Source organism: Allokutzneria oryzae (assembly GCF_042429765.1).
GTDB lineage: Bacteria > Actinomycetota > Actinomycetes > Mycobacteriales > Pseudonocardiaceae > Allokutzneria > Allokutzneria oryzae.
The window spans coordinates 227,328-249,259 of record NZ_JBHLZU010000006.1 but is presented as its reverse complement, the minus strand read 5'-3'; the positions used below and the strand labels follow the sequence as shown (position 1 = coordinate 249,259).

Annotated in this window: 22 protein-coding genes; 15 read left to right on the top strand and 7 right to left on the bottom strand. The window is 71.0% G+C overall.

The window, feature by feature from the left end; translation table 11 throughout:
- Window positions 1-26: 26 nt before the first annotated feature.
- The 5 genes from ACFFQA_RS07885 to ACFFQA_RS07865 all read left to right on the top strand — a co-directional run bounded on the left by ACFFQA_RS07885 (window position 27) and on the right by ACFFQA_RS07865 (window position 5,230).
- Window positions 27-830, top strand: coding sequence for a DUF3097 domain-containing protein (locus ACFFQA_RS07885; RefSeq protein ID WP_377851012.1), 804 nt, complete (start codon window positions 27-29; stop codon window positions 828-830).
- 90 nt (window positions 831-920) lie between these two features.
- On the top strand, window positions 921-1,349 hold the full coding sequence (locus ACFFQA_RS07880) for an NfeD family protein (RefSeq protein WP_377851011.1): 429 nt from the start codon (window positions 921-923) through the stop codon (window positions 1,347-1,349).
- Complete coding sequence (locus ACFFQA_RS07875) at window positions 1,350-2,564, top strand: SPFH domain-containing protein (protein WP_377851010.1); 1,215 nt, start codon at window positions 1,350-1,352, stop codon at window positions 2,562-2,564.
- A 299-nt stretch (window positions 2,565-2,863) separates the two neighbouring features.
- Window positions 2,864-3,847, top strand: a complete 984-nt coding sequence (locus ACFFQA_RS07870; RefSeq protein WP_377851009.1) for a M28 family metallopeptidase — start codon at window positions 2,864-2,866, stop codon at window positions 3,845-3,847.
- Window positions 3,848-4,000: 153 nt separating this feature from the next.
- Window positions 4,001-5,230: a hypothetical protein gene (locus ACFFQA_RS07865; protein ID WP_377851008.1), complete on the top strand. Its 1,230-nt coding sequence runs from the start codon at window positions 4,001-4,003 to the stop codon at window positions 5,228-5,230.
- A 290-nt stretch (window positions 5,231-5,520) separates the two neighbouring features.
- Here the strand turns inward: ACFFQA_RS07865 and ACFFQA_RS07860 are convergent, their stop codons facing one another.
- The gene (locus ACFFQA_RS07860; protein ID WP_377851007.1) at window positions 5,521-6,558 is read right to left on the bottom strand and encodes a hypothetical protein; all 1,038 of its coding nucleotides are present in this window, start codon (window positions 6,556-6,558) and stop codon (window positions 5,521-5,523) included.
- Between the two features lie 208 nt (window positions 6,559-6,766).
- Here ACFFQA_RS07860 and ACFFQA_RS07855 point away from each other — a divergent pair, with 208 nt between their 5' ends.
- The 10 genes from ACFFQA_RS07855 to ACFFQA_RS07810 all read left to right on the top strand — a co-directional run bounded on the left by ACFFQA_RS07855 (window position 6,767) and on the right by ACFFQA_RS07810 (window position 16,018).
- Window positions 6,767-7,165, top strand: a complete 399-nt coding sequence (locus tag ACFFQA_RS07855; protein WP_377851006.1) for a Rieske (2Fe-2S) protein — start codon at window positions 6,767-6,769, stop codon at window positions 7,163-7,165.
- 50 nt (window positions 7,166-7,215) lie between these two features.
- Window positions 7,216-9,159 (top strand): excinuclease ABC subunit UvrC, encoded by a 1,944-nt coding sequence (uvrC, locus tag ACFFQA_RS07850; protein WP_377851005.1) that lies wholly within the window; start codon window positions 7,216-7,218, stop codon window positions 9,157-9,159.
- The gene (gene rapZ / locus ACFFQA_RS07845; RefSeq protein ID WP_377851004.1) at window positions 9,156-10,034 is read left to right on the top strand and encodes an RNase adapter RapZ; all 879 of its coding nucleotides are present in this window, start codon (window positions 9,156-9,158) and stop codon (window positions 10,032-10,034) included. Before uvrC ends, rapZ begins: the two co-directional genes overlap by 4 nt.
- A complete protein-coding gene (locus ACFFQA_RS07840; RefSeq protein WP_377851003.1) occupies window positions 10,031-11,119 on the top strand; it encodes a gluconeogenesis factor YvcK family protein in 1,089 nt (362 codons plus the stop codon). Before rapZ ends, ACFFQA_RS07840 begins: the two co-directional genes overlap by 4 nt.
- The gene (gene whiA / locus ACFFQA_RS07835) at window positions 11,110-12,090 is read left to right on the top strand and encodes a DNA-binding protein WhiA (protein WP_030431246.1); all 981 of its coding nucleotides are present in this window, start codon (window positions 11,110-11,112) and stop codon (window positions 12,088-12,090) included. Before ACFFQA_RS07840 ends, whiA begins: the two co-directional genes overlap by 10 nt.
- 188 nt (window positions 12,091-12,278) lie before the next feature.
- Complete coding sequence (gene gap / locus ACFFQA_RS07830) at window positions 12,279-13,283, top strand: type I glyceraldehyde-3-phosphate dehydrogenase (protein WP_377851002.1); 1,005 nt, start codon at window positions 12,279-12,281, stop codon at window positions 13,281-13,283.
- Between the two features lie 10 nt (window positions 13,284-13,293).
- Window positions 13,294-14,499 carry a phosphoglycerate kinase gene (locus ACFFQA_RS07825; protein WP_377851001.1) on the top strand — a complete coding sequence of 402 codons (1,206 nt, stop codon included), beginning with the start codon at window positions 13,294-13,296 and terminating at the stop codon, window positions 14,497-14,499.
- Window positions 14,500-15,285 (top strand): triose-phosphate isomerase, encoded by a 786-nt coding sequence (tpiA, locus tag ACFFQA_RS07820; protein ID WP_377851000.1) that lies wholly within the window; start codon window positions 14,500-14,502, stop codon window positions 15,283-15,285.
- Between the two features lie 98 nt (window positions 15,286-15,383).
- Window positions 15,384-15,620, top strand: a complete 237-nt coding sequence (gene secG / locus ACFFQA_RS07815) for a preprotein translocase subunit SecG (RefSeq protein ID WP_377850999.1) — start codon at window positions 15,384-15,386, stop codon at window positions 15,618-15,620.
- Window positions 15,621-15,676: 56 nt separating this feature from the next.
- On the top strand, window positions 15,677-16,018 hold the full coding sequence (locus ACFFQA_RS07810; protein ID WP_377850998.1) for an RNA polymerase-binding protein RbpA: 342 nt from the start codon (window positions 15,677-15,679) through the stop codon (window positions 16,016-16,018).
- An 81-nt stretch (window positions 16,019-16,099) separates the two neighbouring features.
- On the opposite strand, the gene ACFFQA_RS07805 is transcribed toward ACFFQA_RS07810, so the two are convergent.
- The 6 genes from ACFFQA_RS07805 to ACFFQA_RS07780 are packed head-to-tail and all read right to left on the bottom strand — an operon-like array spanning window position 16,100 to window position 21,826.
- Window positions 16,100-16,435, bottom strand: coding sequence for a hypothetical protein (locus tag ACFFQA_RS07805; RefSeq protein WP_377850997.1), 336 nt, complete (start codon window positions 16,433-16,435; stop codon window positions 16,100-16,102).
- Between the two features lie 17 nt (window positions 16,436-16,452).
- Window positions 16,453-17,148 carry a nitroreductase family protein gene (locus ACFFQA_RS07800; RefSeq protein WP_377850996.1) on the bottom strand — a complete coding sequence of 232 codons (696 nt, stop codon included), beginning with the start codon at window positions 17,146-17,148 and terminating at the stop codon, window positions 16,453-16,455.
- A complete protein-coding gene (locus ACFFQA_RS07795; RefSeq protein ID WP_377850995.1) occupies window positions 17,145-18,749 on the bottom strand; it encodes a nitroreductase family protein in 1,605 nt (534 codons plus the stop codon). The genes ACFFQA_RS07800 and ACFFQA_RS07795 overlap by 4 nt, the downstream gene beginning before the upstream one ends.
- A gap of 14 nt (window positions 18,750-18,763) precedes the next feature.
- A complete protein-coding gene (locus ACFFQA_RS07790) occupies window positions 18,764-19,372 on the bottom strand; it encodes a hypothetical protein (RefSeq protein WP_377850994.1) in 609 nt (202 codons plus the stop codon).
- 24 nt (window positions 19,373-19,396) lie between these two features.
- Window positions 19,397-20,743 carry a YcaO-like family protein gene (locus ACFFQA_RS07785; protein ID WP_377850993.1) on the bottom strand — a complete coding sequence of 449 codons (1,347 nt, stop codon included), beginning with the start codon at window positions 20,741-20,743 and terminating at the stop codon, window positions 19,397-19,399.
- A 9-nt stretch (window positions 20,744-20,752) separates the two neighbouring features.
- Window positions 20,753-21,826: a hypothetical protein gene (locus tag ACFFQA_RS07780; protein WP_377850992.1), complete on the bottom strand. Its 1,074-nt coding sequence runs from the start codon at window positions 21,824-21,826 to the stop codon at window positions 20,753-20,755.
- Between the last annotated feature and the right edge of the window lie 106 nt (window positions 21,827-21,932).

Below are 21,932 nucleotides of genomic sequence, written 5' to 3'. Positions count from 1 at the left end.
ACCGAGGATACCGGTACGTTCTCGCCGTGCGTTCCTTCAACTACGGCAAGGACATCCTGTCCACCCCGCGCAAACGACGTGTCGTCCCGGAGGTGCCTGCCGAGCCCGGTGTGGTCGCCGAGGACCCCGACAGCGGCTTCTGCGGCGCGGTGGTGCGCGTCGAGTCCGGCTCGGTGCTGCTGGAGGACGCCGCGGGCAGGCGGCGGCTGTTCCCGATGACCCCGGCCGCCTTCCTCATCGACGGCGAGCCGGTCACCCTCGTCCGCCCGGCGGCCCCGTCGGCGGCGCCCCGCGTCAGCGCCTCCGGCTCCGTCCGGGTGGAGGGCCTGCGCGCCCGCACCGCCGCGGCCAGCCGGATCTGGGTGGAGGGCATCCACGACGCCGAGCTGGTCGAACGCGTCTGGGGCCACGACCTGCGGGTGGAAGGCGTCGTGGTGGAGCCGCTGCACGGCGTCGACGACCTCGCGGCCCTGGTCGCCGAGTTCGGCCCCGGCCCTCGTCGGCGGCTCGGCGTTCTGGTCGACCACCTCGTCGACGGCAGCAAGGAGTCCCGCGTGGTCGCGGCGGTGACCGACGAGAACGTCCTGGTCACCGGCCATCCGTACGTGGACGTCTGGCAGGCGGTCAAGCCCTCGGTCCTCGGCATCCGGGAGTGGCCGGTGATCCCCAAGGGCACGCCGTGGAAGGAGGGCGTCTGCGCCCGCCTCGGCTGGGGCGAGCCCGCGGACGGGTGGCGCAGGGTGCTCTCGGCGGTCACCGGCTTCCGCGACCTGGAACCCCCGCTGCTCACCGCCGTCGAGCACCTCATCGACTTCGTCACCGTCCCCTGACGGGGTCACTCAGGGGCAGGGAAGATCACACCTCGGTCACGGGGAGTGTTGGTCCCGGCGGGGGAGCGGGGGGTCTGCCACGATGAGGACATGGCCGCTCTGTTGTGGCTGATCGCCGGCGTGCTGCTGATCGCAGCCGAGGTGCTCTCCGGGGACTTCGTCCTGCTGATGATCGGCCTTGCCGCTCTCGCCGCCGCGGGCTCCTCCGCGCTCGGCGCCGCGCTGCTGGTGGACGCCCTGGTGTTCGGAGCGGCGTCGCTTGCCCTGCTCGCCCTCGTCCGCCCCGCGCTGAAGCGGCGGTTGCTTGCCGGGGACTCCATGAAGATGCACACCGAGGCGCTCGTCGGCGCCAAGGCCGTTGTTCTGTCCACTGTGGACAGCAATGGCGGGCAGATCAAGCTCGGCGGCGAGGTCTGGTCGGCCCGCTGCTACGACGACACCCAGGTGCTCGAACCCGGCAGCGCCGTGACCGTGATGAGCATTTCCGGAGCAACAGCGATCGTCTGGTCGGAGGACTAAGTGGAAGCCGCAACAGCCACGCTCATCGTCGTGGCGGTCATCGTCCTGCTGGTGCTGGTCACCGTCGCCAAGGCGGTCCTGGTCATCCCGCAGGCGCAGGCCGCCGTCATCGAGCGGCTCGGTCGGTTCCGCGCCGTCGCCGCTCCCGGACTGAACTTCCTGCTGCCGTTCCTGGACAAGGTGCGCGCCCGGATCGACCTGCGCGAGCAGGTGGTGTCCTTCCCGCCGCAGCCGGTGATCACCCAGGACAACCTGACGGTCTCCATCGACACCGTCGTGTACTTCCAGGTGACCGACCCGCGCGCCGCGGTCTACGAGATCTCCAACTACATCATCGGCGTCGAGCAGCTGACCACGACCACGCTGCGCAACGTCGTCGGTGGCATGAGCCTGGAGGAGACGCTCACCTCGCGCGACTCCATCAACGGCCAGCTGCGCGGCGTGCTCGACGAGGCCACCGGCCGCTGGGGCATCCGGGTCTCCCGGGTCGAGCTCAAGGCGATCGACCCGCCGCCTTCCATCCAGGACTCGATGGAGAAGCAGATGCGCGCCGACCGGGAGAAGCGCGCCATGATCCTCACCGCCGAGGGCCAGCGGGAGGCGTCGATCAAGACCGCCGAGGGGCAGAAGCAGGCCGCGATCCTGTCGGCGGAGGGCCAGAAGCAGGCGGCCATCCTCGCCGCGGAGGGTGAGCGGCAGGGGCGCATCCTGCGCGCGCAGGGTGAGCGCGCCGCGCGCTACCTCCAGGCGCAGGGCCAGGCCAAGGCGATCGAGAAGGTCTTCGCCGCGGTGAAGGCGGGCAGGCCGACGCCGGAGCTGCTGGCCTACCAGTACCTCCAGACGCTGCCGCAGATGGCGCAGGGCGACTCCAACACCGTGTGGATGGTGCCCAGCCAGTTCGGCGACGCGTTGCAGGGCTTCGCGAAGATGTTCGGCAGCAAGGGCGAGGACGGCGTCTTCCGCTACGAGCCGCCCGTCGACGACACGCCCGCGCCGCGCCCCGAGGACGAGGACGACTCGACCGCGGGCTGGTTCGACACCGCGCCCGACCCGCACGTGGCCAAGGCCGTGCAGGAGGCGGAAGCCGTGGCGCGCAAGGAGGTTCCGGGTCCGCTGGGTACCTCCTCCAGCGCCGCCGACACCCCGGCGCTGGGCGCGGCGACCCCGCCGATGGTCGCCCGGCAGGACACCACGGAGCTGTCCGACGAGCAGTAGCAGCACCCATCGGAAGGGGCGGTCCCGCATGGTCGGGGCCGCCCTTTTCGTCTGTGCGGGGCGTATTTCGAACTCGCACGGCGCGCGTGCGCCCACAGGCGGCCTTGGGGACAACAACGTCAAAGGCAGGCATGGTGCGCGGGCGTTGCGCGTTCAACGGCCGACTCTTCAGCGTGTTTGCAGACAGTGAACAGCACCCCTCGAAAGTCCCTACCGCCGCCCCCGAGCGGTCGCGGACACTCCCGGTGATCTCTGCGTCACTGACAAGAGTGGCGTCCACCCTGCTGGGAGGTCATACAGTGAAGATCCGAGCGACACTCGGTTCGGTTGCCCTTGCCTCGACCCTGACCCTGGGCGTCCTCGCCACCCCGAGCGGCGCCGCCACCGTCGAGGTGGCCGCCGCGCCGACGATCCCGGTCGCGGCCGTGCAGGAGCACCTGAACCAGTTCCAGCAGATCGCGACGGCGAACGGCGGCAACCGGGCGCACGGCAAGCCCGGCTTCAAGGCGTCGGTCGACTACGTCAAGGGCAAGCTGGACGCGGCCGGATACCAGACCAAGGTGCTGGAGTTCACCAACTGGGGCACCAAGGGCTACAACCTGATCGCCGACTGGCCGGGCGGCGACGAGAACTCCGTGCTGATGGCGGGCGGCCACCTGGACAGCGTCGGCGCCGGACCGGGCATCAACGACAACGGCTCCGGCTCGGCCGGTCTGCTCGAGGTCGCGCTGACCGTGTCCAAGCAGCAGCTCAAGCCGAAGCAGCACCTGCGCTTCGGCTGGTGGGGCGCGGAGGAGCTGGGCCTTGTCGGCTCGACCAACTACGTGAACACGTTGCCAGCCGCGGAGAAGAGCAAGATCAAGGGCTACGTCAACTTCGACATGACCGGCTCGCCGAACCCGGCGTACTTCGTCTACTCCTCCAGCGGCCAGCCCGCCGGGTCGGAGAAGCTGCAGCAAACGCTCGAGGCGTACTTCACGTCCATCAACGTGCCGACCGAGACGACCAACGTCGGCGGGCGCTCCGACCACGCGGCCTTCGCGCGGGCGGGCATCCCCACCGGCGGCACGTTCAGCGGCGCCGAGGTGCGCAAGACGGCCGCGCAGGCCCAGAAGTGGGGCGGCCAGGCCAACGTGGCCTTCGACAAGTGCTACCACCAGTCCTGCGACACCACGAGCAACATCAACGCGCAGTCGCTGGAGCGGCACACCAACGCCATCGCCTACACGATCTGGACCGTCTCGGGCACCACGCGCACCGTCCCCGCGCACACCACGTCCTGATCACCGATTGATCACGTCCCGAACGGCGGTACCCCCGGGTGCCGCCGTTCGGGCGCTGGGACTGCTCTCTTCGGAGTCAACTCGGGCGCGGACCGGGCGGGTTGCGGTTTGATTCAGCAAGTGGGCGGCATTGGGGGCGATGAGCCTTACGGCGTGGCAGCACTGCGGGGCCTGCGCGGTGGACTGCCGCCGTTCGACGGTGAACGGGAGGCCGACCACTGGGTCCGGCTGCGCGAGGTCGTCCGGTCGCTGCGCGAGCAGGCCGGTGTCGGCAGGGCCGACCACGCGGTCGACTTCGCCGAACAGGTGGTCGAGGTGCTGTGCTCGGCGGCGCAGCAGGTCACCGGGAACGCGGGCGAGCTGCCGGAGCTGATGCAGCAGGCGCTGTCCGCCCACGCGCTCGCGTGCCGCAGGAGCCGGCCCGACCCGCACCGCCTGGCGAGCTGGCTGGTCCGGTTGCAGCTGAACTACCCCGACGGCCCCGAGGTCGCGCTCAGCGAGTACGCCGAGGCGTTGGGGCCGGAGGGGATCGCCGCCTACCGCAGAACCGCGCGCCGGGCCTGCCGCGAGCTGCCGACCGTCCCGTTCGGCCGCACCCCGCGCTACGACCGAAGACGGTGGGCCGTCGTCCGGCTCATGGAGGAGCTGGCGCTGTACACCGGTGACGTCGACGTCGAGGTGCAGTGGCTGGCGACGGACCTGTCCACGCCGTGGCAGTACCTCCGGATCGCCACCGTGCTGGAGGACGCCGGGCGCACCGCGGAGGCGCTGGCGTGGGTGGAGCGCGGGCTGGTCGCCACCCAGGGCAGCCGCGCCGAGGTCCGGCTCGTCGACGTCGCGGTGGACGCCTGCCTGCGACTCGGCAAGACCACACGGGCGTTGCAGTTGGCGCGCAACGCTTTCCGCGACTGGCCGGGCCTTGACACCTACCTCCGGCTGCGCACCGTCGCCGACCGCGCCGACCGGTGGCCCGCGCAGCGGGAGTGGGCGAGGCGGTGGCTGCGCGCCCAGGCCGAGGACACCACCCGCAACTCCGTGCTCGTGCAGATCCTGATGTGGGACGGGGAGATCGACGCCGCCTGGCGGGCGGCGACCGAGCACGGCTGCGCCGACCACGTGTGGGCCGCGCTGGCCGAGGAGCGCGTGATGCGGCACCCCGAGCAGGTGCTGCCGGTCTACCGGCGGTTGGTGCGCAGGCGGGTCGCGGTCGGCGGCGCCGAGCACGCGGCCGAGGTGGCCGACCTGCTGGACGGCCTCGGCCTCGCGTGGGAGAAGACCGCCGACGACGGGCGGGCGAAGTTCCACCGCTACCTGGAAGAGCTGAAGCGCGAGTGCGCAGGGGACCGCGCGCTGCTGACCGAGCTGGCCCGCCGAGGGCTCTAGACCGTGTCCTGCACGTGGCAACACCACCCCACCCCCTTGGCGCCCTCACCACCCCGCTTGGCGCCCTCACCCACCCGCCCCTCCTTTCGCGTTTTGTCACCTTGATGCGAAGTGGGAGCGCTCTTTCGCGCATCAAGGTGACAAAACGCGAAAAACCCGGCCACGCCGGCTGGCTCACGCGGATACGGGGACGCGGGGGCGCGGGGGTCCGGGACGTGGGGGTGGCGCGCCGGCTCGGGGGAGCGGGACGACTTGCAGGACAGGCTCTAGACCCCCGGCGGGCTCGTCGGTCAGCTCACGGGGGTGACGTCGGAGAAACCCTTGCCCGCGTTGGTCACCGTGTTGTCGCGGTAGACCAGGTTGGGCTTGGACCCGCACTTCTTGTTGTGCGGGAACTGGAACCCGTAGCCCGCCGCCTGGACGTCGGCGACGTTGCGGTGGAAGACGTTGCCGCAGCCCCACCCGTCGAGCCGCTGGATCACCTTGAACCCGTGCTCGAAGCTGCGGGTTCCCCGGTTGTCGGAGATGTCGTAGTCGTTGCCCTTGGCGTTGACCCAGCTCTCCGAGGAGTTCTCACCGGTCATGCCGACGCCGTCGAAGGTGTTGCGCAGCACCTTGCCGCCGGTGGTGCCCTCCTTGATGTCCACGTGCTCGGCGGCGACGTTGGGGCCGAGCCGGTTGTCCAGCGCCTGGTTGCGGTCGCTGGTGTCCGGCACGGTCTGGTCGCCGGGCCGGTCGCCGTACTTGCCCCAGTTCGCGCCCTTGGCCGAGCCGAAGTAGACGCCTTCGCCGTACGCGGGCTGCGCGGTGCCGACGTCGCGGACCGAGGAGTTGCGGAGGACGTTGTCGTTGGAGTTGGCCCGGAAGTGCACGCCCTCGTCGCCGATCTGGCGGACCTCGACGTCGTCGACCACGTTGTCGTCCGAGCCGTCGAACACGATGCCCTTGCTGGCCTCAGCGACGCTGAAACCCTTGAGCAGCCAGTGTTTCGCGAGGTTCAGGTGGAAGCCGTAGCCGCAGTAGCTCACCCCCTGCGCCTCGCGGTCGGCCGGCACGTTGGGGTCGCACGCCTTCTTGGTGTTCTTGAGCACGGCGGTGCGCGGTCCGGTCAGGGTGATGGGGGCGGCGGCGGTCCCCGAGGCGGTGCCGAAGAAAGCACCGTCGTAGACGCCGGGCCGCAGCTCGATGGTGCTGCCGGGCGTCGCGGCCTTGAGCGCCGCGACGAGCTCCTCCGCGGTGCCGACGACGGCTCGTTGTCCCGCACTGGCCGGTGTCGCGGTCGTCACAAGCACGAGCGCGGCCGCGATCACGGTTGTGAAGCGAAGCATCGGTTCTGGCCTCCCAGGGCGCGTTCCGGTGCGCGGCGGTACCCCCGACCGTGCCCCCTTTCCCCCACCACGTCAACGATTCACCCCCCTGAACCCCTGAACCCCTCACCGCCATTCGCGGGCTTATGGACCGTTTCGGAGGGCTGAACACGTCCATAAGCCCGCGAATGGCCGGAAAGGGGGTGGGGAATAGGTTGGGGGAGTGGGTGTGACGAGACGGAATGTCCTGTGTGGACTGGTGGGGTTGACGGTTGCGGGGTGCGGGGGTGGCGGGACGAGGCCGGCGGCGGGGACGGGGACGGCGAAGCCGGGGACCGCGCTCGTCGGGCTGAGCGAGCTGCCGGTCGGCGGCGGGAAGCTCGTCGACGTCCCCGGGGGCGGGCGGCTGCTCATCGTGCGCACCAGGGCGGGACAGGTGCGCGCGTTCGACCCGAGGTGCCCGCACACCGGCTCGATCGTCAGCGCCCCCGCCGGCGGGCAGGTCGACTGCCCCACCCACGGCAGCACCTTCGACGCCGAGACGGGTGATCTCCGGAAGGGGCCAGCGACCACGGGGCTCACCCCGGTCGGCGTTCGCGCTGATGGGGACCGGGTCGTGCTGGCATGAGCCGGTTGGGCCGTTTCGGCGAGTGTCAGAGCGGTCCGTAGGCTTATGACGTGGCCGACCCGTCGACGTATCGCCCCGCCCCGGGAACGATTCCCGAGGCGCCGGGCGTGTACAAGTTCCGCGACGCCTCCGGGCGCGTCATCTACGTCGGCAAGGCGAAGAGCCTGCGCAGCCGCCTCTCGTCCTACTTCGCCGACGTGGCGACGCTGCACGCCCGCACCCGCCAGATGGTCACCACCGCCGCATCGGTGGAGTGGACAGTCGTCGGCACCGAGGTCGAGGCGCTGCAGCTGGAGTACTCCTGGATCAAGGAGTTCGACCCGCGGTTCAACGTCCGCTACCGCGACGACAAGTCCTACCCGGTGCTCGCGGTGACGCTGCACGAGGACTACCCGCGGCTGCACGTCTACCGGGGACCGCGCAAGCGCGGCGTCCGCTACTTCGGTCCGTACGCGCACGCATGGGCGATCCGCGAGACCGTCGACCTGCTGCTCCGGGTCTTCCCGGCGCGCACCTGCTCCGGCGGCGTCTTCAAGCGGCACGCGCAGATGGGCCGCCCGTGCCTGCTCGGCTACATCGACAAGTGCTCCGCGCCGTGCATCGGCCGCGTCAGCGAGCAGGAGCACCGCGACATCGTCGAGGACTTCTGCGACTTCCTCTCCGGCCGCACCGACGCCATGGTGCGCAAGCTGGAGAAGGAGATGCAGGCCGCCTCCGACGAGCTGGAGTTCGAGCGCGCCGCGCGGCTGCGGGACGACGTCACCGCGCTGCGCCGGGCCATGGAGAAGCAGGCCGTGGTGCTCGGCGACGGCACCGACGCGGACGTGGTGGCCTTCGCCGAGGACGAGCTCGCCGCCGCGGTGCAGGTCTTCCACGTGCGGGGCGGGCGGGTGCGCGGCCAGCGCGGATGGGTGATCGACAAGGTCGAGGAGGTCGACACCCCCGGCCTGGTCGCGCAGTTCATCACCCAGTTCTACGGAGACCAGGCCGACCTCGCCGCGCAGGCCGACGCCGGTGGCAGTCCCGTGCCGCGCGAGGTCCTGGTGCCGGAGCTGCCCGAGGACGCCGACGCGGTGGTGGACTGGCTGTCGAAGCTGCGCGGCTCCAAGGTGGACCTGCGGGTGCCGCAGCGCGGGGACAAGCGCGCGCTCGCCGAGACCGTGGCCCGCAACGCCGCGGAGGCGTTCACCCAGCACAAGCTGCGCCGCGCCGGGGACCTCACCGCGCGCTCGGCCGCGCTCCAGGAGCTCCAGGAGGCGCTGGACCTGGACACCGCGCTGCTGCGCATCGAGTGCATCGACATCAGCCACGTGCAGGGCAGCGACGTGGTGGCCTCGCTGGTGGTCTTCGAGGACGGGCTCGCGCGCAAGTCCGAGTACCGCCGCTTCGCCGTCCGCGAGGCCGCGACCGAGGGCGACGTCGCCTCCATCGCCGAGGTCGTGCGGCGCCGGTTCGCCCGCTACAAGGCCGAGACCAGCACCGCCGAGGACGCCGACCGGCCCGGCATCGACCCGGAGACCGGCAAGCCGAAGCGCTTCGCCTACCCGCCCAACCTGCTGGTCGTCGACGGCGCGGGGCCGCAGGCCAACGCCGCGGCCGACGTGCTCGCCGAGCTGGGCGTCACCGACGTGGCCGTTGTCGGGCTGGCCAAGCGGTTGGAGGAGGTGTGGGTGCCCGGCGATCCCGATCCGGTGATCCTGCCGCGCACCAGCGAGGCGCTGTACCTGTTGCAGCGGGTCCGCGACGAGGCGCACCGCTTCGCGGTCTCCTACCACCGGCAGAAGCGGTCGATGCGGATGACCGCCTCCGCGCTGGACGGGGTCAGCGGGCTCGGCGACGCGCGCAAGGCCGCGCTGCTCAAGCACTTCGGCTCGCTCAAGCGCCTCAGAGCCGCCACCGTCGAACAGATCACCGAGGTGCCCGGGGTGGGCCGGCGCACCGCAGAGGCAGTACTCGCCGCGCTGGGCGCGGGCAACGGGGAGGACGGAACGTGAACGACGAGAAGTCGGGCGTCGAGGTGGCCGTGGTCAGCGGCCTGTCCGGGGCGGGCCGCAGCACCGCGGCCAAGTGCCTTGAGGACCTCGGCTGGTTCGTGGTGGACAACCTGCCGCCGGAGCTGGTCTCCACCATGGTCGAGCTCGGTGCCCAGGCCCGGGGCGTGATCACCAAGGTCGCCGTGGTGATGGACGTGCGCAGCCGCGCGTTCACCGACGACCTCGCCTCGGTGATCAGGGACCTCGACGCCCGCGGCTACAAGCCGAAGGTGCTGTTCCTGGAGGCCACCGACGCGGTGCTGATCCGGCGCTTCGAGCAGGTGCGCCGCGGCCACCCGTTGCAGGGCGACGGCAGGCTCTCCGACGGCATCGCCGCCGAGCGCAGGATGCTGATGCCGCTGCGCGACGAGGCCGACCTGGTGCTGGACACCTCCGGCCTGTCCGTGCACCAGCTGCGCGGCAAGATCGAGGACGCCTTCGGCAGCGAGTCCAGCGCGCGCACCAGGGTGACCGTGCTGTCCTTCGGCTACAAGTACGGCCTGCCGATGGACGCCGACCTGGTCATCGACGTGCGCTTCCTGCCGAACCCGTTCTGGATCCCCGAGCTGCGCGACAACACCGGCCTTGACGAGGAGGTCCGCAACTACGTCCTGAGCCAGGAGGGCGCCGAGGACTTCCTGGACCGCTACCAGGAGCTGCTGCGGCTGATCGGCGCGGGCTACCACCGCGAGGGCAAGCGGTACCTGACGCTGGCCGTCGGCTGCACGGGTGGTAAGCACCGCAGTGTGGCGATGTCGGAGGAGCTCGCAGGGCGACTGGCTTCGGAGGACGGGATGACGGTCAAGGTCGTGCACCGGGACCTGGGGCGCGAGTGACGGGAGAGTCCACTTCGGACGCACCGGAACCGGACTCCGCCGCCCGGCCGCCGAGGGTGGTCGCGCTCGGCGGCGGGCACGGGCTCCAGGTCACCCTCGCGGCGCTGCGCCGGATCACCCCGGACGTGACCGCCGTGGTGACCGTCGCCGACGACGGCGGGTCCTCGGGACGGCTGCGCCGCGAGCTGGGGCTGCTGCCGCCGGGCGACCTGCGCAAGGCGCTGGTGGCGCTCGCCAGTGACTCTCCCGTGTGGACGGAGGCGTTCCAGCACCGCTTCGGCGGCTCGGGCGCGCTGGCCGGGCACGCGGTGGGCAACCTCGTGCTGGCGGGGCTGCTGGAGACCGCCGGCGACCCGGTCGCGGCGCTCGACGCGGTCGCGCGGCTGCTCGGCGTGCGCGGCAGGGTGCTGCCGATGTGCCGTGAGCCCATGGACATCGAGGCCGACGTCGTGGGGCTGGACGAGGACCGTTCCGCGGTGCGCCGCATCCGCGGCCAGGTCGCCGTCGCGAGCACTCCCGGTCGCGTGCAACGGGTCCGGCTGCGCGCCGCGGGCGCCCAGCCCGGTGCGCCGCGCGCGTGCCAGGAGGCCGTCGACGCGGTGCTCGACGCCGACCTCGTGCTGCTGGGACCGGGCTCGTGGTTCACCAGCGTGCTGCCGCACCTGCTCGTGCCGGAGCTGCACGACGCGCTCGTGCGCACGGCGGCGCGGCGCGTGGTGGTGCTCAACCTCGTCCCACAACCGGGGGAAACCGAGGGCTTCTCGCCGGAACAACACCTTCAGGTGCTCGCCGAACACGCGCCGGGCCTACGGGTGGACGCGGTGATCGCCGATACCGACTCGGTGCCCACCCCCGACCGCTTGCGGCGCGCGGCGTCCTCCCTCGGCGGAACGGCTCGCCTGAGCCGGATAGCGCTCGCCGGGAACCCCGACCGGCACGACCCTGACGCGCTCGCGGTGAGCCTGCGCAGCGCGTTCACCGAGGTCGTCGGGGACACCGCGTTAGCAACTCGCGCGAACCAGAGCCCAGAATCACCCAGCACCACGGACACATGTGTTCGGGAGGAGGAGACCCCATGGCGATGACCGCGGCGGTCAAGGACGAGCTGAGCCGCTTGTCGGTGACCAAGACCTGCTGTCGCCGGGCGGAGGTCTCCTCGCTGCTCCGGTTCGCGGGCGGGCTGCACATCGTGGCAGGCCGCGTCGTGGTGGAGGCCGAGCTGGACACCGGCGTTGCCGCGCGCAGGCTGCGCAAGGAGATCCACGAGCTGTTCGGGCACAACTCGGACGTGCACGTGATCACTTCCGGCGGGCTGCGCAAGGGCACCCGCTACGTGGTCCGCGTCGTCCGCGACGGCGACGGCCTCGCCCGGCAGACCGGCCTGCTCGACCCGAGGGGACGGCCCGTGCGCGGGCTGCCCGCGCCGGTGGTCTCCGGCGGGGTGTGCGACGCCGAGGCGGCCTGGCGGGGCGCTTTCCTGGCGCACGGCTCGCTGACCGAGCCCGGCCGCTCCTCCGCGCTGGAGGTCACCTGCCCCGGCCCCGAGGCGGCGCTGGCGCTGGTCGGCGCGGCCCGGCGGATGGGCATCCAGGCCAAGTCCCGCGAGGTGCGCGGCGCCGACCGGGTGGTGGTCCGCGACGGCGACTCCATCGGCGCGCTGCTGACCAGGCTCGGCGCGCACTCCAGCGTGCTGGCCTGGGAGGAGCGGCGGATGCGCCGCGAGGTGCGCGCCACCGCGAACCGGCTGGCCAACTTCGACGACGCCAACCTGCGCCGGTCCGCGCGTGCCGCGGTGGCCGCCGCCGCGCGGGTGGAGCGGGCGCTGGACATCCTCGGCCCGGACGCGCCGGAGCACCTGGTGGCCGCGGGGCGGCTGCGGCTGGCGCACCGGCAGGCGTCGCTGGAGGAGCTCGGCCAGCTCGCCGACCCGCAGATGACCAAGGACGCGGTCGCCGGGCGGATAAGGCGTCTGCTGGCGATGGCCGACAAGAAGGCAAGGGACCTGTCGATCCCGGACACCGAGTCCGCGGTGACCGCGGACATGCTCGACGCCTGAGCGGTGTGGCGGCGGTCACCGAACGGGTTGCCGCCGCCCCGTTCAGGGCACGATGAAAGTGCTGTTCGCGGGCCGTTCGGCTGATTCGATTAAGCCGGTCGTAAGGGCACTGTGACCAGCGACTCTGTCAGCCGCTAGGGTGACGGCGACAGAGCCTTTAGGTACGACTCATCAAGAGGAGAGGCACCGTGACGGTTCGCGTGGGCGTGAACGGCTTCGGCCGCATCGGACGCAACTTCTGGCGCGCGGTCCAGGCCAGCGGCCAGGACATCGAGATCGTGGCCTTCAACGACCTCGGCGACGTCGCGACCATGGCCCACCTGCTCAAGTACGACAGCATCCTGGGCCGGCTGGACGGCGAGGTCTCCGTGACCGACGAGGGCATCTCGGTCAACGGCAAGACCATCCGCGCGCTGGCCGAGCGCGACCCGGGCAAGCTGCCCTGGAAGGACCTGGGCGTCGACGTCGTCGTCGAGTCCACCGGCTTCTTCACCGACGGCACCACCGCGCGCAAGCACGTCGACGAGGGTGGCGCCAAGAAGGTCATCATCTCCGCGCCCGCCAAGAACGAGGACCTCACGGTCGTCTTCGGCGCGAACGAGGACCGCTACGACGGTTCGCAGACGGTGATCTCCAACGCCTCCTGCACCACCAACTGCCTGGCCCCGATGGCGAAGGTCCTGCACGACACCTTCACCATCGAGAAGGGTCTGATGACCACGATCCACGCGTACACCCAGGACCAGAACCTGCAGGACGCGCCGCACAAGGACCTGCGCCGCTCCCGTGCCGCCGCGCTGAACATCGTGCCCACCAGCACCGGTGCGGCCAAGGCGATCGGCCTGGTGCTGCCGGAGCTCAAGGGCAAGCTGGACGGCTACGCGCTGCGCGTTCCCGTGCCCACCGGCTCGGCCACCGACCTCACCGTCACCGTGGGCCGCGAGACCTCGGTCGAGGAGGTCAACGCCGCGGTGAAGGCCGCAGCCGAGGGCGCGCTCAAGGGCATCCTGCGCTACAACACGGACCCGATCGTCTCCACCGACATCGTCACCGACCCGGCGTCGTGCATCTTCGACGCGCCGCTGACCAAGGTCATCGGCAACCAGGTCAAGGTCGTCGGCTGGTACGACAACGAGTGGGGCTACTCCAACCGCCTCGTGGACCTCGTCTCCCTCGTCGCCTCCAAGCTCTGAGGAACCCATCTTGAAGACCCTGGCTGACCTGCTGGCCGAGGGTGTTGCGGGTCGGCGCGTCCTGGTGCGCGCCGACCTCAACGTTCCCCTCGACGGTTCGAAGATCACCGACGACGGCCGGGTGCGGGCGTCCCTGCCCACCCTGACCAAGCTCACCGAAGCGGGCGCGCGAGTCGTCGTCATCGCGCACCTGGGGCGCCCCAAGGGTTCCCCGGACCCCACGTTCTCGCTCGCCCCGGTCGCGGCGCGGCTCGGCGAGCTGCTCGGCTCCGAGGTCGCGCTCGCGTCCGACCTCACCGGTGACTCCGCGAAGTCCACTGTGGACGCTCTGGCCGACGGCCGGGTCGCCCTGCTGGAGAACGTGCGCTTCGACGCGCGCGAGACCAGCAAGGACGAGGCAGAGCGGGCAGCGCTGGCCGACGAGCTGGCCGCGCTGGTCGGCCCCGACGGCGCCTACGTCTCCGACGGTTTCGGTGTGGTGCACCGCAAGCAGGCGTCGGTCTACGACGTCGCGAAGCGGCTGCCGCACTACGCGGGCGGTTTGGTGCTGGCCGAGGTCGAGGTGCTGCGCAAGCTCACCACCGACACCGAGCGGCCCTACGTCGTGGTGCTCGGCGGCGCGAAGGTCTCCGACAAGCTCGGCGTCATCGCGAACCTGCTCACCAAGGTCGACCGGCTGCTCGTCGGCGGTGGCATGGCCTACACCTTCCTCAAGGCCCAGGGCCACGAGGTCGGCAAGTCCCTGCTCCAGGAGGACCAGCTCGACCAGGTGCGCGGTTTCCTCGCGGAGGCCGACAAGCGCGGTGTCGAGCTGGTGCTGCCGGTGGACGTGCTGACCACCACCGAGTTCGCCGCCGACGCCGAGGTCGAGATCGTCGGCGCCGACGCCATCCCGGCCGAGCGCCAGGGCCTGGACATCGGCCCGGCCAGCCGCGAGCTGTTCGCGGCGAAGCTGGCCGACGCCCGCACCGTGTTCTGGAACGGCCCGATGGGCGTGTTCGAGTTCGAGGCGTTCTCCGGCGGCACCCGCGCGGTGGCCGAGGCCCTGGTGAAGTCCGAGGCGTTCAGCGTGGTCGGCGGTGGCGACAGCGCCGCTGCCGTGCGCCAGCTCGGCCTCCCCGAGGACGGCTTCTCGCACATCTCCACCGGGGGCGGCGCGTCCTTGGAGTACCTGGAGGGCAAGGACCTGCCCGGCGTCTCGGTTCTGGAGGACTAGATGGCCCGCAAGCCGCTCATCGCAGGCAACTGGAAGATGAACCTCAACCACTTCGAGGCCATCGCCCTGACGCAGAAGATCGCGTTCTCGTTGCCCGCCAAGTACTTCGACAAGGTCGAGGTCGTCGTGCTGCCGCCGTTCACCGACATCCGCAGCGTGCAGACCCTGACCGACGGGGACAAGCTGCTGTCGAAGTACGGGGCGCAGGACATCTCCCCGCACGACTCCGGCGCCTACACCGGCGAGGTCTCCGGGCCGATGCTGGCGAAGCTGGGCTGCTCCTACGCCGTGGTCGGCCACTCCGAGCGCCGCGAGTACCACGCGGAGACCGACGAGCTGGTCAACCGCAAGGTCCGCGCCGCGCTCAAGCACGGGATCGCGCCGATCCTGTGCGTCGGAGAGCAGCTGGAGGTCCGCGAGGCCGGCAACCACGTCCAGCACTGCACCGACCAGCTCATCGCGGGCCTCAAGGGGCTCAAGGCCGAGCAGGTCAAGGACGTGGTGGTCGCCTACGAGCCGGTGTGGGCCATCGGCACGGGCAAGGTGGCGACGGCCGCCGACGCCCAGGAGGTCTGCGGCGCGCTGCGGGCCGCGCTGGCCGAGAAGTACGGCCCCGAGATCGCCGACGCGGTCCGGGTGCTCTACGGCGGCTCGGTCAAGTCCGGCAACATCAGCGAGCTGATGAAGGGCGACGACGTGGACGGCGCCCTGGTCGGCGGGGCGAGCCTGGACGGCGAGGAGTTCGCCAAGCTCTGCGCGCTGGCCGCAGGTGGGCCTTTGCCCTAGGGCTCGCTCCTGTTTCAAGGAATTGAGCCCGGGGGCGGTCATGCGCCCGCGACCGACCCGGTACTCTGTGACGTCAACCGCTGTACGGCGAGGGTGAGATGCAGCTTTTTCTTCAGATCATGTTGATCGTGTCGAGCATCGTGCTCGTTCTGCTCGTGCTGCTGCACCGTGGGCGTGGAGGCGGTCTGTCCTCCCTGTTCGGCGGTGGCATGCAGTCGAGCCTGTCCGGCTCCAGCGTGGTGGAGAAGAACCTCGACCGCATCACGGTCTTCGTGGGCGCGGTCTGGTTGATCTCCATCGTCGGGGTCGGCCTGCTGCTCAAGACGGGCGCATGACGGCATCGACTCCGATGGGGATCGACGGGCTAACGGGGCTGGGAGTGTGAGGGTCCATGGCTGGTGGTAACGCGATCCGCGGCACCAGGGTCGGGGCAGGTCCGATGGGCGAGTCCGAGCGCGGGGAGTCCGCACCGCGGCGCCGCGTCTCGTACTTCTGCTCCAACGGGCACGAGGTGAAGCCTTCCTTCGCGTTGGAGGCCGAGGAGCCGGAGACGTGGGACTGCCCGCGCTGCGGGCTGCCTGCGGGCCGGGACTCGCAGGAGCCGCCGGCTCCGCCGCGGAACGAGCCGTACAAGACGCACCTGGCGTACGTGAAGGAGCGGCGCTCCGACACCGACGGCGAGGCGATCCTCGAAGAGGCACTCGCCAAGCTCCGCCAGCAGCGCGGCGAGTAACACTGAGGCACAGCACGGCGAACGGCCCGGGAGCCTCCCGCTCCCGGGCCGTTCGCCGTCGTCGTTCAGTCCCGCAGCGGTTCAGTCCCGCAGCGCCAGGCCGAGTCCGGCCAGTGTCTCGTTCACGCTCCTGCCTTCGGAGATCGCCTCCAGCTCGAAGCCGCCGACCGACGTCGGCGGGTAGCCGATGAGCTCGATCGCGCGGCTGACCTGGAACAGGCTCCGCATCTGGTCGGCGCGGTCCCACAGGTAGACCGCGCCCCACACCTGGCGCTCCGAATGGGAGAACCACGCCTTGAGGCGCATCCCGTCCAGCGTGGAGTAGGCGTCGACGGCGTAGTCGCGCAGGTACTCCCGCAGGCTTTCCACCGTTGCCTCGGACTTCTTCAGGTCCCACATGACGATCGAGACGTGCATACGGTTCTCCGGTCGGGTCAGCGGGGATGGGCGTAGGTGGTGGCCAGCAGCGGGTGGCGGACCACCCCGTCGCTGTGCAGCAGGGCGCGCACGGACGCGGGGATGAAGCCCCCGAACAGCGTGCCGACGAGCCCCATCGCCTGGCAGCGGAGGTTGAGGTCGTAGGTGGCCATCGCCGCGCGCACCGCGCAGACGCGGTAGCCGTGGGCCCCGGCCCAGCTGTCGGCCCGGTCCAGGTTGCCGTACACGGCGGCGATCCCGGCCGCGGTGGAGAACTCGCGCTGGATGCCGAGGTCCTCGACCGGGCCCAGCTCGTCGAGCCCGGCGACGTGGGAGCAGCCGTCCGCGGTCACGTGGTGGACGCCGGGGGCGGCGCCCTCGCTGCGGAACGCGAACACGAACGCTTCCAGGGCGCCCGCCGTGTCGTCCAGGCCCCACTCGTCGCGGTCCCGCACCAGCACCTCGCGCAGCTTCGCGAGGACGACGTCGGTGCGCACCGGCTGGTCCCCGTAGACCAGCGACGAACGCCGGCGCTGGAGCGTGTCGTGCAGGTCGTGGACGGGAAGGAGGTCCTCGGCAGACGGAGCGGGGTCGACGGGCACGCCGCCGGGGAACGGCAGCGTCACCCGCTCGGCGGCGCGGCCGTCGGAGGTGCTCGTCCGCGAGGTGAGCCCTTCGAGCAGGGGCGTCAGGGCTGCCATGTCGGTTCTCATGCCGTACCTCCCAGGGTCGCGACGGCGACGACGGGTTCCTCGGCCGGCGACGCGTTGAGCACCCGGGCGAACGCGTCGTCGTCCCAGTCGGAGCGCGGGGCGAAGCCCAGCCCCAGGTGCCGCGCGACCTCCCGGGCACTGGACAGGGCGCAACCGGCGTCCAGAAAGGTCAGCCGGAAGCCGAACGTGCCGTACTTGCGCATGATCTTCTTGAGGTCTCCGGTGATGACGATCTCGCACGGCGCGTCGCCCTCGGGGACCGCGGTGGAGAGGGCCACCAGGGTGTGGTCCTGGTCCGCGTAGGCGTACACGCCCGGTGGCAGCAGGCTCGCGTCGCGCAGCACCACGTGGGCCGTGGTGCAGCCGATGTTCCCGCCCGCGGCCGTCCACCGCTTGACGCGTTCCGCCGTGGTCTCGGAGTCCTTGAGGCCGAAGGCGATCTTCAGCACCAGGCTGAGCCCGTCCAGGGTGAGCGGGGTGCTGTCCTGGCACGGCTCGTGCCGCAGCAGTGAGAGGTCGGGGACGGGCAGCGCGGTGTGCGGGCGGCTCGGCCAGTCCTTGAACTGCGTCTGCAAGCGGATGTTCGACGTGTAGTAGTGCGCCTGGTGGTCCTTCGGGTTGAGGAACTCGCGCACCGGCAGGGCGACGGCGGCTTCGTACACCGCGCCGGCCGGGGCCTGCGGCGCGACCGGTCCCTGGGCAGCCGAGCACCGGGGGCAACCCGGGCGGGTGGTCGCCGGGCGGTAGGTCGTGCCCAGCGTCGCCAGCTCGACCACGCTCGCGTCGATCGGCAGGTGCGTGGTCGTCGCACGCGCGACCAGGGCAGTGACGTGGTGCGAGGCCAGGCCGGCGACGAGGTCGTGCACGTGCCGCGGCGGTTCACCGGACAGCCCCGCTTCGCCGTGGCACCCGCACTCCAGGCACGGGGTGATCGCGGGATCGGTGTACGGGCCGATCACGACGGTCTTCGCGTCAGCGCGCACCCGCAGCAGCGGGCGGCCGTCCAGCCTGCACCGCTCCTCAGTGCTCGAGAGCGACGCCGCCGACGACACCGTCTCGAAGAACACGGTGAGCTCGTCCTCGGCGGTGGCTCGGGTGACCACGGTGCACGTGCCCCCCAGTGCCCGCTGCGCCGCGGCGACCAGGGCGGGATCTCCTTCGAGCCGCACCGGGCGCCGGGCCAGCCGCGCCGCCGCGTCCGCCCAGGACGGGTTCGTCCCGGTGGAGTTGCCCAGGCGGGACAGGAAACAGGCCAGCTCCGGTGCCACTGGCGGTTCGTCCCCGGCCATGGCCTCCTCGACGGCCCCCGCCGTCCAGAGCAGCGCGAGGCACTTGTACACGGCTGCTTCGTCGATTCCGAGGTGGCGGGCCAGGGTCGCGTGGTCGCGGGTGCCGTCGCACGCCTCGGCCAGCGGCACCAGTCCTTCGCGGGCGAACGCGCCGGAGAACGACTGCATCCGGTCCGCTCCGTCGAGCAGCACCGCGTTCCCGACCGGCCGCAGCCGCACCCCGCGACGCAGGACGGGCAGGACCGGAACGGCCAGCTGCATGTCCGTGCGCGCGGCCTGGCCGATCATCTCGGCTTTCATCTCGGCACCCATGGCTCAGTCCCCCTTCACAGCAGTTCCGGTACCGGCGACGCGCCGGTCGCGCGTGCCGCCGCGAACCGGCCGCCGCACCTCGGGCACCGGTCGACCGCCACCGTCACCGCCGCGGTCACGCTGCCGGAGACGAGGTTGAAGGTGCGCACGGTGCCGCCGATCCCCGTGACGCCCTCGGCGATCTCGGTCAGGGCCAGCTCCAGGAGCCCGGAGGCCACGGCCAGGTGCTGCGCGCCGAACCCCAGCGGCAGCCCGGAGAGGCTCGCGTCCACGTCGAGGTGGCGCGCCTTGGCCGCGTGCTGCGCTGAACGCCTGCGGTAGCACGAGTGGCACGCGGTGTGGCCGGGGACGACCACCGGGCCGCAGACGATCTTGGTCGGCAGCAGCTGGAGCCCGACGGAGGGCGTGCCCCGCTCCGCGCAGATCCGGTCGACCTCGTCGCGCAGGTCCGGGTCGCTGCCCGCGTGCACCGGGACGATGACGTCCCCGACCAAAGCCGTGGTGTCGCGGAAGTCCTCGAAGGACACCAGGTGCGCCGGAGGAACGTCGCGGTAGTCCGCGAGCTTCCGGCCGAAGGCGTCGCGGACGATGTACAGGCACCGCGGACGCGAATCGTGCGACATGCTGCTCAGCTCCTTGTCCCGCACTCACGCGAACGGCTGGTGCTCGGGGTTGATCTCGTCCTCGCCGTGGCACGGGTGCCCCATCGCGCGTGGAGCGTCGTAGAGGCGCGGAGTGCCCAGGAAGCGCTCGGAGTGCACGAAGGACACCGGCATCGCCTCTGGCACCAGCACCTTCACCGCCCGCATGCCGACCTGGCGCGCCTCGTCGGTGGTGATGTCGACGACGAGCACCTCGGCGTCGCGCTCCGCCAGTCGCGAGACCACCGTGTCCAGCGCGTCCGCGCCCTCGGGCACGGTGGGCAGCTCGTCGAGGCCGCGCGTCGGGCGCTCGCCCTCCAACAGGAAGTCGAACATGCCCCGCCGTTCGGGCGCGGCGTTGTAGACAGCACCCCCGGTCACGCTGACCTTGTCGCGGTCGGGCTGGCGCGTGTCGAAGGCGGCCACGTAGCCGCGCAGCGCCACTCGCAGCGAGGACAGCTCGCGGTAGATCTTGCCGAGCGCCCGTTCCGGGCTGATGTCGCAGGTGGCGGCGACGATCTGGGCGAGCGTCGGGTCGGCGTCGGCGAGCTGCACCGCGTAGATCACCGGGACGCCGAAGTCCGTGGTCGCGTCGTAGAGCCGTACCCGCAGGTCCGTGGAGGTGCCCGCCCGGTAGTACTCGTGGGTGGACGGGTCCAGCCGCTCCGGGGCCACGGTCAGCTCGGGCAGCCGCAGCCGTTGCAGCCAGACCAGCGCGATGGCGTCCCGCTCGACGACCTCCAGCAACCCGTTGAGCACGGCCGCGCGCACGTCGGAGTGCACGGCCGCGCCCGTGGTGATCCCGCGCAGGAAGCGCTCGGACTTCGAGTGGTAGGGCATGTGCAGGTAGACCGAGATCGCGGGCACGAGCACCGGCACGCGCCGGGTGAGCGACCACGCGCGCACCCAGCGGATCGGCACGGACGGGTCGTACTCGGCCAGGTTGCAGTCCTCCCGCGCCAGCTCGGCGGGGGAGCAGCGGGGCCAGCGGGAGGGCGAGACGAACTCCTCGTCGAGGTCGTTCTCCGCCGCGGTCACCAGCTCGTCGTCGCTCCACGCGCACGTGGAGTACCGCTCCAGCCCCTCGGCGATGGAGATCAGCCGGGCGCGTTCGGTGGTGAGCGCGGTGCCGGCGCCGTCGACGTTGCCCATGTCCTCGCTGTGCGCCCACACGTCCAGGTTCGCCAGGGCCATCGAGGGGTCGCCGATGTGCGAGAGGTGGACGGCGAAGGACGGCTCGCCCTCGCGCACCGGCAGCGAGGCGGTGTGCGAGATGAGCCCGTACGGGGAGACGAGGTTCTCGAGCGCGCGCAGCTCGTCCGAGATGTGCTCCTGATGGGTGCCCAGGTACAAGGTGGCTCCTTACTCGGCACCGGCCGCGGAGACCGCCGCGACGCGCCTGGCCAGGTCGTCGAGATCCGCCGCGAGCTCCAGCATGGACCTGCCCGCGACCTCTTCGTTGGCGCGCGCGGCGACGTAGCAGTACACGTACCTCTCCGGCAGGCTGAAGCCGAGCGTGTAGAGGCAGCTGTACAACAGGCTGGTGAGCAAACGGAACGACAGGAAGTCGGTGTCGTGGTGCAGCAGCCGTTCCAGCTCGGGTATCCGCGGCGTGTGGAAACGGGTGGGCTCCACCGGTGCACCCCGTTCACGAACGAGATCCTCCAGGGTGCGCCCGGCGTCGACCACGGTTCCGTCCCGGAAGTCCGCGGCCAGCGGGTGTGAAGCGGACATGACGAGCTCTGTCCATTGTCGAATCACCGCGTCGTTAGCCCAAATGGCGTCAGCGTCCCCGGACGAGGTGACAAATTTGTGTATCTCCGGACCGGCCTGTGCATAAAAACGCGCACACGCCGCTTCGAAGGATGCTGGGTCCTTGGTGCGCGGATATACGGCTTCGAAATGGGACCTGTAGCTCAGTAGTCGTAGTGACAGAAGCTCGCGGAACTCGTATCCTGCGAGGCTTCGCTGCGGGGATCTCAGCAGGGTCGCCCGCGTGTGCGCCACCATGAGCCGGATGGCGTCGAGTGCCGATTGCAGCGGATTGTCCGCCTGGGCCGCGCGGTTCAAAAAAGTGGCCAGGATCGGCGCGGCCCGCTGATAGAGCCGCCGCGACAAGGCCGGGAAGCCTGGGCCGTCGAAGCCGGAGTTCCACAACGGCGAGGGGATCGAGTCGAGCGGCACCTCGTCGACCCGCACGGTGCGCCCGTGGCGTTCGGCGGCCCTGACCAGTGCCTTTCTCGTCTCTGCCTGGTCGGTGACCTCGGCGATGCTCAGCTGCAGCGCCTCCGCGCCCGTGCGGTGGTCGCGCGTGCGCACGAAGTAGTAAGGGCCGTGGTTTTTCGTGTGTTCCGGTGAGAAAACTTCACCGATCAGAGCTGCGGTTTCATTCAGGGATGAAGTCTCTTGCCATGGCACAACGGCGAACAAGTGCATGGTTGAGCCCTCCCCAGATCGGCCGAGTAAGTCTTTCTCACGCGGGTGTTTCACCTCAGCGTACGTCCGGAGCTTATCTCTCTGCTATCGGCGCCGTGCCGGGCTC

What these genes read in the sequence shown, in the direction of transcription:
- ACFFQA_RS07880 (WP_377851011.1), top strand. Translation starts at nt 921, where the DNA reads ATGGCCGCTCTGTTGTGGCTGATCGCCGGCGTGCTGCTGATCGCAGCC.
- ACFFQA_RS07860 (WP_377851007.1), bottom strand. Translation starts at nt 6,558, where the DNA reads ATGCTTCGCTTCACAACCGTGATCGCGGCCGCGCTCGTGCTTGTGACG.
- whiA (WP_030431246.1), top strand. Translation starts at nt 11,110, where the DNA reads ATGGCGATGACCGCGGCGGTCAAGGACGAGCTGAGCCGCTTGTCGGTG.
- tpiA (WP_377851000.1), top strand. Translation starts at nt 14,500, where the DNA reads ATGGCCCGCAAGCCGCTCATCGCAGGCAACTGGAAGATGAACCTCAAC.
- secG (WP_377850999.1), top strand. Translation starts at nt 15,384, where the DNA reads ATGCAGCTTTTTCTTCAGATCATGTTGATCGTGTCGAGCATCGTGCTC.
- ACFFQA_RS07810 (WP_377850998.1), top strand. Translation starts at nt 15,677, where the DNA reads ATGGCTGGTGGTAACGCGATCCGCGGCACCAGGGTCGGGGCAGGTCCG.
- ACFFQA_RS07805 (WP_377850997.1), bottom strand. Translation starts at nt 16,435, where the DNA reads ATGCACGTCTCGATCGTCATGTGGGACCTGAAGAAGTCCGAGGCAACG.
- ACFFQA_RS07800 (WP_377850996.1), bottom strand. Translation starts at nt 17,148, where the DNA reads ATGAGAACCGACATGGCAGCCCTGACGCCCCTGCTCGAAGGGCTCACC.
- ACFFQA_RS07795 (WP_377850995.1), bottom strand. Translation starts at nt 18,749, where the DNA reads ATGGGTGCCGAGATGAAAGCCGAGATGATCGGCCAGGCCGCGCGCACG.
- ACFFQA_RS07790 (WP_377850994.1), bottom strand. Translation starts at nt 19,372, where the DNA reads ATGTCGCACGATTCGCGTCCGCGGTGCCTGTACATCGTCCGCGACGCC.
- ACFFQA_RS07780 (WP_377850992.1), bottom strand. Translation starts at nt 21,826, where the DNA reads ATGCACTTGTTCGCCGTTGTGCCATGGCAAGAGACTTCATCCCTGAAT.